At 67.8% G+C, this 8892-nt stretch carries 9 protein-coding genes and 2 riboswitches; of the genes, 8 read left to right on the top strand and 1 reads right to left on the bottom strand.

Features of this window, described 5'->3' with window-relative positions; all coding sequences use genetic code 11:
- On the top strand, positions 1–1232 hold a 1232-nt coding region (locus tag VFT73_RS10115), incomplete at its 5' end, for a response regulator (RefSeq protein WP_326410561.1).
- Here VFT73_RS10115 and ispH read toward each other — a convergent pair.
- The gene (gene ispH, locus VFT73_RS10110) at positions 1201–2148 is read right to left on the bottom strand and encodes a 4-hydroxy-3-methylbut-2-enyl diphosphate reductase (RefSeq protein ID WP_326410559.1); all 948 of its coding nucleotides are present in this window, start codon (positions 2146–2148) and stop codon (positions 1201–1203) included. The genes VFT73_RS10115 and ispH overlap by 32 nt on opposite strands.
- Positions 2149–2235: 87 nt before the next feature.
- Between ispH and VFT73_RS10105 the strand changes: the two genes are divergently transcribed.
- From VFT73_RS10105 to gcvPB, 7 genes are all read left to right on the top strand, one after another.
- A complete protein-coding gene (locus tag VFT73_RS10105) occupies positions 2236–2880 on the top strand; it encodes a hypothetical protein (protein WP_326410557.1) in 645 nt (214 codons plus the stop codon).
- 51 nt (positions 2881–2931) lie between these two features.
- Entirely contained in the window at positions 2932–3399 is a 468-nt protein-coding gene (locus VFT73_RS10100; RefSeq protein WP_326410555.1) for a DUF2231 domain-containing protein, read from the top strand.
- Positions 3400–3419: 20 nt separating this feature from the next.
- Positions 3420–3513, top strand: a riboswitch (glycine riboswitch).
- Positions 3514–3618, top strand: a riboswitch (glycine riboswitch). It begins immediately after the preceding riboswitch.
- Between the two features lie 2 nt (positions 3619–3620).
- Positions 3621–4790 (top strand): glycine cleavage system aminomethyltransferase GcvT, encoded by a 1170-nt coding sequence (gcvT, locus tag VFT73_RS10095; RefSeq protein WP_326410552.1) that lies wholly within the window; start codon positions 3621–3623, stop codon positions 4788–4790.
- Entirely contained in the window at positions 4787–5158 is a 372-nt protein-coding gene (gene gcvH / locus VFT73_RS10090; RefSeq protein WP_326410548.1) for a glycine cleavage system protein GcvH, read from the top strand. Before gcvT ends, gcvH begins: the two co-directional genes overlap by 4 nt.
- 25 nt (positions 5159–5183) lie before the next feature.
- Positions 5184–5945: a class I SAM-dependent methyltransferase gene (locus tag VFT73_RS10085; RefSeq protein WP_326410546.1), complete on the top strand. Its 762-nt coding sequence runs from the start codon at positions 5184–5186 to the stop codon at positions 5943–5945.
- A complete protein-coding gene (gene gcvPA, locus VFT73_RS10080; RefSeq protein ID WP_326410544.1) occupies positions 5945–7303 on the top strand; it encodes an aminomethyl-transferring glycine dehydrogenase subunit GcvPA in 1359 nt (452 codons plus the stop codon). The genes VFT73_RS10085 and gcvPA overlap by 1 nt, the downstream gene beginning before the upstream one ends.
- A complete protein-coding gene (gcvPB, locus tag VFT73_RS10075) occupies positions 7300–8889 on the top strand; it encodes an aminomethyl-transferring glycine dehydrogenase subunit GcvPB (protein WP_326410541.1) in 1590 nt (529 codons plus the stop codon). The genes gcvPA and gcvPB overlap by 4 nt, the downstream gene beginning before the upstream one ends.
- The last annotated feature ends 3 nt before the right edge of the window (positions 8890–8892 follow it).

Genomic DNA, 8892 nt, shown 5'->3' with positions numbered 1-8892 from the left:
TCGACCCGGTCTACGACGCAAACGGCGAACATGTCGGTTTCGCCAAGATCACGCGCGACATCACCGACCGGAAGCGTGCCGAAGAGGAGCTGGAGCAGGCGCGCGCCGCTCTCGCGCAATCGCAGAAGCTGCAGGCGTTGGGCGAACTGGCGGGCGGCATCGCGCACGATTTCAACAACCTGATCACCGTCATCCGCGGCTCGGCAGAGTTGCTGCGCCGCGACGATCTGAGCGACGAGCGGCGGCGGCGTTATCTGGACGCGATCACCGACACTGCCGACCGCGCGGCGACGCTGACCAGTCATCTGCTCGCGTTCAGCCGGCGCCAGCCGCTGAAGCCCGACGTGCTCGACCTGAACGTCCGGCTGGACGCGTTCGCCGAAGTGCTGAGCCGCACGCTCGGCAGCACGATCGATGTGAAGCTGGAGCTGGTGCCCGGGCTGTGGCGCGTCGAGGCCGACGCGACCCACCTTGAAAATGCGCTGCTGAACGCCGCGATCAATGCGCGCGACGCGATGCCCAGGGGCGGCCGGCTGACGCTCGGCACCGCCAACGTGCCGGGTACGAACGGCAGCGGCGATATGGTCTGCATTTCGGTGACCGACACAGGCGAGGGGATGCCGCCCCAGGTGATCGAACGCGCATTCGAACCCTTCTTCACGACCAAGCCGGTCGGCAAGGGTACTGGGCTGGGCCTGTCGCAAATCCACGGCTTTGCCGCGCAAAGCGGCGGCCGCGCCGAGATCGAATCAGTGCTCGGGAAAGGAACGACGATCCGCCTGCTGCTGCCGCGCAGCGAAGGCCTGCTCGCGTCTGCCGCGGCGGCGAAGGATTCGGCGGCGTTGCCGCCAGGTCTGCGCGTGTTGCTGGTGGAGGATAATGAGCAGGTCCGCGCATTCGCACGGGACCTGCTGGAAGATCTGGGCTGCTCGGTCGAGACGGCGGCCAGTGCAGAAGAGGGGCTGGAGCGACTCGAAGCCGGCCCAGCCGACCTGGTCTTCACCGATGTGGTGATGCCGGGCCTGAGCGGTGTCGAGCTGGCCCGTCAGGTGCGGAAGCGTTTCCCCGGGCTGCCGGTGGTGCTGGCCAGCGGCTACAGCAACGAAATGCTGAAAGGCGCGGCGCTGGAGTTCGAGCTGCTGCACAAACCCTATGGGCGCGAGTCGCTCGCCGAAGCGCTGGCGACGGTGCTCGATCCGGTCAGGCGGCCTGGAGCGCCCGGGGAAGCTTGAATACCATGTGCTCGCGCGCGGTTTCGACCTGTTCCTCGTCGATCGCGTAGCGCTCTGCAAGCGCATCGACGACTTCGCGGACAAGCAATTCGGGTGCAGACGCCCCGGCGGTCAGGCCGAGCGTCGTCACGCCCGTCAGCCAGTCGAAATCCAGGTCGCTGCCCCGCTGCACCAGCATCGCTCGCGCGCCGGCACGCTCGGCCGCTTCGACCAGCCGCAGCGAATTGGAGCTGTTCGGCGCCCCGATCACCAGCATCGCGTCGCACAGGGGTGCGATCGCCTTGACCGCGGACTGACGGTTCGAGGTTGCGTAGCAGATGTCCTCGCCCCGCGGCGCCTGGATCCCCGGAAATCGCTGCCTCAGCGCGGCGATGATCTCGGCCGTGTCGTCGACCGACAGCGTCGTCTGCGTCAGGAAGGCGAGATTGTCGGGATCGGTCGGCGCGAGGCCGGCAACGTCGGCGACCGTCTCGATCAGCGTCATCCGGCCTTCGGGCACCTGGCCGAACGTACCGATCACTTCCGGATGGCCTTTATGCCCGACGAACAGGATATGCCGCCCGGCCGCGACCAGCCGCTCCGCCTGGCTGTGCACCTTGGATACCAGCGGGCAAGTGGCGTCGAGATAGTCGAGCCCGCGCGCTTCCGCCGCGGCGGGCACCGATTTCGGTACGCCGTGCGCGGAGAAAACGACCGGCGCGCCGTCCGGCACGTCGTCAAGCTCCTCGACGAACACCGCGCCCTTGGCTTTCAGCCGGTCGACGACGAAGCGGTTATGGACGATCTCATGGCGCACATAGACGGGCGCGCCGAGCCGCTCGATCGCGAGCTCGACGATCCGGATGGCGCGGTCGACGCCGGCGCAGAAGCCGCGCGGCGCCGCGATCAGCAGCTTGAGGTTGGGAAGCGAGGACATGTCGGCGCCCAGATAAGCGATTGCTTGCCTGCATCAAAGCGCCTTCCTATGCTTTTGCGGCCTTTCAGACCTCCCGAGGATCCGTCTTTGTCGCTTCGCCTTGCCCTTGCCGCTGCCGCCATCGCCCTGTCGCTCGGGGCCTGCTCTCGCGCCGGCGAACTCGACTATCTCGGCGGTATCCGCGTCGAGCGCACGACCTGCCCTGCCGTCGGCGTGCCCGCCTATACCGGCGACATAACCCTGTTCGACCCGCCACAGAGCCGCGACGCCAGCGCGATCGACGTGACCGCGACGATCACGAATCTGCGCACGACCTGCGACGAGACCAGCGGGCCGAACGTGATCGCGACCACCACGTTCGACGTGATCGCGCGTCGCCGCGACACCGCCGCCCCGCGCGAGGTGGTGCTGCCTTATTTCGTCACCGTGGTGCGCGGCGGCAACGTCGTCGTCGCCAAGCGGATCAGCCGCGTGGCACTGAACTTCGCCGCCGGCCAGGATCGGGCGCAGACCACCGGCCAAGGCTCGAGCATCATTGCCCGCTCGGCCGCGACGCTGCCGGAAGACATCCGTCAGCAGATCACCCGCAAGCGCAAGCCCGGCGAGCAGGATGCGGCGATCGATCCAATGTCGGAGCCGGGCGTGCGCGCCGCGGTCGCCCGTGCGAGCTTCGAGCAGCTGATCGGATTCCAGCTGACGCCCGACCAGCTCCAGTACAACGCGACCCGGTAACCGGAACGGGGCCGTTCCTTCCCGCGTTGCCCGCGGGGAGGAGACCGGCCGATGGACAGCCCACGCAGCACTGCCAGGATTGCCGGCCATCCGGTTCATCCGATGACGGTGATGTTCCCGATCGTGCTGTTCATCCTGGTCTGGGTGGCGGACCTGATGTTCTGGCACAGGCACGACCTGATCTGGGCGACGCTGGGCATGCTGGGGCTTGGGCTCGGCATCGTCCTGGCGCTGCTCGCCGCCGTCTTCGGGCTGATCGACTATTTCGGCGACGCGCGGATCAGGGCCATTCCCGCCGCCAACCATCACCTCGCCGCCAACCTGATCGTCGTCGCGGTCCAGATCGCCAATTTCATCTGGCGGATGAATGGCGGACCCGGTTTTCTCCTGCCGACCGGGCTCATTCTATCCACGATCGCGGTGCTGCTGCTCGCCTATTCCGGCTGGAAGGGTGGAACTTTGGTCTACCGGCACGGCGTGGGCGTTGACTCCGGCGCGGAGCGCAGCCAGAGGCGCTGACGTCGCCGGCGGGCAACCGCCGGGCGTCCGCGGGAGAGTGAGGCAGGGAAACCTGTTTCCGCCGAAGGAGCAACCGCCCCGGAATCTCTCAGGTCGAAGGACCGCGGCCGTCTCTTGCGACACTCTGGAAAGCGTCCGTGCGGTGGTGCGGGCCACCGAAGGGGTAAGCCGGGCTCGCGTCCGGTGAAAGCTCTCAGGTTCCGTGACAGAGGGGGCAGCGGATGCGTTTCGGCAAAGGAACGCGGCTGCCGGTCACGGAGGCGAATGTGAGCGAGACGGACGATCTTCCCCCCCAAAGCCTGCCGCTGGATGGCTGGCATCGCGCACGCGGCGCCCGCATGGTGCCGTTCGCCGGCTACCAGATGCCGATCCAGTATGAAGGCATCATCGCCGAGCATCTCTGGACGCGCGAAAATGCCGGCCTGTTCGACGTCAGCCATATGGGCCAGCTGCTGATAAGCGGCCCCGATGTCGATGCTGAGCTCGAAAAGCTGCTGCCCGCCGATGTGAAGGGCCTGGGCGTCGACAAGATGCGCTATTCGCTGCTGCTGAACGAAGCCGGCGGCATTCTCGATGATCTGATGCTGACCCGCCAGGCGGACGGCTTCTACATGGTCGTGAACGGCGCGACCAAATACGACGATATCGGCCATATGCGCGAGCATCTGCCCGACGAGATCACGCTCAATCACCTTGAGGAAAGCGCGCTGCTGGCGCTGCAGGGACCGAAGGCCGGCGAGGTGCTCGCGCGCATCCAGCCGGAGGTCGCGCGGCTCTATTTCATGGAAGCGGGCGCGTTCGATCTTGGCGGCGTCCCCGCCTGGGTCAGCCGCTCCGGCTATACCGGCGAGGACGGCTTCGAAATCTCGATTGCCGCCGGGCATGCGGAGAAGGTCGCGACGCTGCTCTGCGCGCAGCCTGAAGTGAAGCCGATCGGGCTCGGCGCACGCGATTCGCTGCGTTTGGAAGCGGGCTTGCCTCTCTACGGCCACGACCTGGACGAAGAAACCACGCCGATCGCCGCCGATCTGGGCTTCGCGCTGCAGAAGCGTCGGCGCGAGGAAGGCGGCTTCCCCGGCGCCGAGCGCATCCTGCTGGAGCGCGAACAAGGCCCGGTGCTGAAGCGTGTCGGCCTGCTGGTCGAAGGACGCCAGCCTGTGCGCGAAGGCGCGGCGGTGGTCGATGCCGACGGGAACGAGGTCGGCAAGGTCACGTCGGGCGGCTTCTCGCCCAGCCTCGAGCGGCCGATCGCGATGGCCTATGTCCCCGCAGCCCTTGCCGCACCGGGCACGCGCGTCCGGCTGAACCAGCGCGCCAAGATCTTTGAGGCCGAAGTCGCCGCCATGCCGTTCGTCCCCCACCGCTATCACCGCAAGGGAGCCGCCAAATGACCCGTTATTTCACCAAGGATCATGAATGGATCGAAGTCGACGGCGATGCCGCGACCGTCGGCATCACCGATTATGCGCAGAGCCAGCTCGGCGACGTCGTGTTCGTCGAAGTGCCCGATGCCGGACGCCAGCTGTCCCAGGGCGGTGACGCGGCAGTGGTCGAATCGGTCAAGGCCGCCTCAGACGTCTACGCGCCGGTCTCCGGCACGGTGACCGAAGGCAATGCTGCGCTCAGCGACACGCCGGACCTGGTCAACACCTCGCCCGAAGCGGACGGCTGGTTCTTCAAGCTGACGCTGTCGGACCCGTCGCAGCTCGACGGGCTGATGGACGAGGCCGCGTATAAGGAATTCGTGTCCGGCCTTTGATCCTGAGCGAAATGGGAGTGCCGCTGTGCTCAACCCCACCTCCCGCTGGTCCCCGACCGATTACGCGAAGAACGCCGCCTTCGTGCCGGAGCTCGGCCGCGCGGTGGTGGAGCTGCTTGCGCCCAAGGCGGGCGAGCGCATCCTCGATCTCGGCTGCGGCGATGGCGTTCTGACGGAGGCGCTGGTCGCGGCCGGCGCGGAAGTCGTGGGCGTCGACGCCTCTCCCGAAATGGTCGCCGCGGCCAAGGCGCGCGGGCTCGACGCACGCGTGATGGACGGCCAGGCGCTCGACTTCGACGGCGAGTTCGACGCGATCTTCTCCAACGCCGCGCTGCACTGGATGCTCGATCCCGGAGCCGTCGCGCGCGGCGCGTTCCGCGCGCTGAAGCCCGGCGGCCGCTTCGTCGGCGAGCAGGGCGGCGCGGGGAATATCGCCCAGCTCCGCGGTGCGCTCCGCGAAGTGCTGACGGCGCGCGGCTACCCGGTCCCGGCCGAGGACCCGCAATGGTATGCGAACCCGGAGGAGTTCACGCGCGTCTATGATGCGGCGGGCTTCGGCGACATCGAAGCCTGGCTGATCGACCGCCCGACTCCGCTGCCCGCCGGCGCCGCCGCCTGGTACAAGACCTTCCGCGCCGGCTTCCTCGATTCCGCGAAGGTGCCCGAAGCGGAAATCGAGTCCGTCACCGCCGAAGCCGAATCCCGCGCCGCCCCCGCGCTCAAGCAACCCGACGGCCGCTGGATCGCCGATTATGTCCGCCTCCGCTTCACGATGAGAAAGCCCTGATGCGTTACTTGCCCCTCACCCCCGCCGATCGCAGCGCGATGCTGCAGGCTGTCGGCGCCAACTCGATCGACGACCTGTTCGTCGATGTGCCGCAGGAGGCGCGGCTGTCCGGGCCGATTGCCGGTCTGCCGAACCATGCGTCCGAGCTTTCGGTCGAGCGCAAGCTCGCCGCGCTTGCCCGCCAGAACACCGTGGCGGGCGAGGTGCCTTTCTTCCTCGGCTGCGGCGCCTATCGGCATCATGTGCCGGCCACCGTCGACCATATCATCCAGCGCGGCGAGTTCCTGACCGCCTACACGCCCTATCAGCCGGAAATCGCGCAGGGCACGCTGCAGATGCTGTTCGAGTTCCAGACGCAAGTCGCGCGGCTGCTCGGCTGCGACGTCGCCAATGCGTCGATGTACGACGGCTCGACCGCCTGCTGGGAAGCGATCACGATGGCGCGCCGGATCACGCGCCGCGCCAAGGCGCTGATCTCCGCCGGGCTGCACCCGCACTATGTGTCGGTCGCGAAGACGATGGCGCGCTTCACCGGCGACGAGCTGCATACGGCGCTGCCGAAGCTGGAGGCCGCCACCGACATCGACACGCTGATCGGCCAGATCGACGGCGACACGTCCTGCGTCGTCGTCCAATATCCCGACATTCTCGGCCGCGTCGCCGGCCTGTCGGAGCTGGCGGCCCGCGCGCATGAGAAAGGCGCTTTGCTGGTCGCGGTGGTGACGGAGCCGGTCGCGCTGGGGCTGCTCAAGTCGCCGGGAGAAATGGGCGCCGACATCGTCGTCGGCGAAGGCCAGTCGATCGGCGTCGGCCTGCAGTTCGGCGGGCCTTATGTGGGCCTGTTCGCGTGCAAGGAGAAATTCGTCCGCCAGATGCCGGGCCGCCTGTGCGGCGAAACCGTCGACGCGGAAGGCAAGCGCGGCTTCGTGCTGACGCTCTCCACGCGCGAGCAGCATATCCGCCGCGAAAAGGCGACGTCCAACATCTGCACCAACTCGGGCCTGTGCGCGCTCGCCTTCTCGATTCATATGACCTTGCTCGGCGAAAAAGGCCTGCGCGGGCTGGCCGAGCTGAACCACGCCGGCGCCGCCGCGGCGGCCGAGCGGCTGGCGAAAGTGCCGGGCGTCGAGCTGGTCAACAGCAGCTTCTTCAACGAATTCACGCTGAAGCTGTCGCAGGAAGCCCGGCCTTTGGTCCGCCGCCTCGCCGATCGCGGGATCCTCGCCGGCGTGTCGCTGGGCCGCCTCTATCCGGGCGTCGACGCGCTGGAGCACGGGCTGGTCGTCGCCGTCACCGAAACCACAACGCCGGAGGACGTCGAGGCCTTGGCCGCCGCCCTCCAGGAGAACCTCGCATGAGCATGAACCGCCAGGGCCGCGTCTCCCGCCCCGAAGGCGAGACGGCCGCCAACACCGAAACTTTCACCGGCAACCGTGCTCTGATGCTCGAGGAACCGCTGATCTTCGAGATCGGGGATGAGCATACGACGGGGGTGGACCTCCCCAGCGCTCCTGCGAAAGCAGGAGCCCATGGCGCCACTGGGCTCCTGCTTTCGCAGGAGCACTTGCGCGGCAAGCCGATCGGCCTGCCCGGCCTCTCCGAGCCCGAGGCGATCCGCCACTACACCCGCCTCTCCCGCCAGAACTATGCGATCGACCTCGGCCTGTTCCCGCTTGGGAGCTGCACGATGAAGCACAATCCGCGTCTGAACGAGAAGGTCGCGCGCCTGCCCGGCTTCGCGGACGTGCATCCGCTCCAGCCGCAGGAAACGGTGCAGGGCGCCTATGCGCTGATCCACCTCGTCGCCGACTGGCTGATGAAGCTGACCGGCATGCCCGCCGTCGCGATGAGCCCGAAGGCCGGCGCGCATGGCGAGCTGTGCGGCCTGCTCGCGATCCGTTCGGCGCTGGAGGCGCGGGGCGATGCGCGCTCGGTGGTGCTGGTGCCGGAATCCGCGCACGGCACCAATCCGGCGACCGCCGCCTTCGCCGGCTATGCAGTCGAGAACATCCCGGCCACGCCCGAAGGCCGCGTCGATTTCGAAGCGCTGAAACGCCGGCTCGGGCCCGACGTCGCGGCGGTGATGATCACCAACCCGAACACCTGCGGCCTGTTCGAGCGCGACATGAAGCGCATCGCCGACGCGGTCCATGCCGCCGGCGCATTCGTCTATTGCGACGGCGCGAACTTCAACGCGATCGTCGGCCGCGTCCGCCCCGGCGACCTCGGCGTCGACGCGATGCACATCAACCTTCACAAGACCTTCTCGACTCCGCACGGCGGCGGCGGCCCCGGCTCCGGCCCGGTCGTCTTCTCGGCCGCGCTCGCGCCGTTCGCGCCGCTGCCTTTCGTCGAGAAGCAGGGCGATCATTATCATCTCGTCGAGGAAGAGACGGCGGAGGAGCATCACGCCCATAGCTTCGGCCGCATGGTCGCGTTCCACGGCCAGATGGGCATGTTCACCCGCGCCGCCGCGTACATGCTGAGCCACGGTGCCGACGGCCTGCGTCAGGTCAGCGAAGATGCAGTGCTGAACGCGAATTATATCCTGCGCTCGCTCGACGACATTCTCGACGCCCCGTTCGGGGGCAGCGGCCCCTGCATGCACGAGGCGCTGTTCTCGGACGATGGCATGGCCGAGGGCTTCACGACGCTCGACATCGCCAAGGGCCTGATCGACGAGGGCTATCACCCGATGACGATGTATTTCCCGCTCGTCGTCCACGGCGCGATGCTGGTCGAGCCGACCGAGACCGAGTCGAAGGCCAATCTCGACCAGTTCATCGGCGCGCTCCGCTCGGTTGCCGCGCGGGCAAAGAACGGCGACCCGTCGCTGAAGGCCGCGCCGCACTTCGCGCCGCGCCGCCGCCTCGACGAGACGCTGGCGGCCCGCAAGCCGGTGCTGGTCTGGAAAGACCCGGAGGTCGCCCAGGCGGCGGAGTAGGGA

Origin of the sequence: Sphingomonas sp., from assembly GCF_035758555.1 — a bacterium.
In the GTDB taxonomy this organism is placed as follows: domain Bacteria; phylum Pseudomonadota; class Alphaproteobacteria; order Sphingomonadales; family Sphingomonadaceae; genus Sphingomonas_B.
Note: the sequence above shows the minus strand (reverse complement) of the source record. Positions and strands in the feature narration are given on the sequence as shown.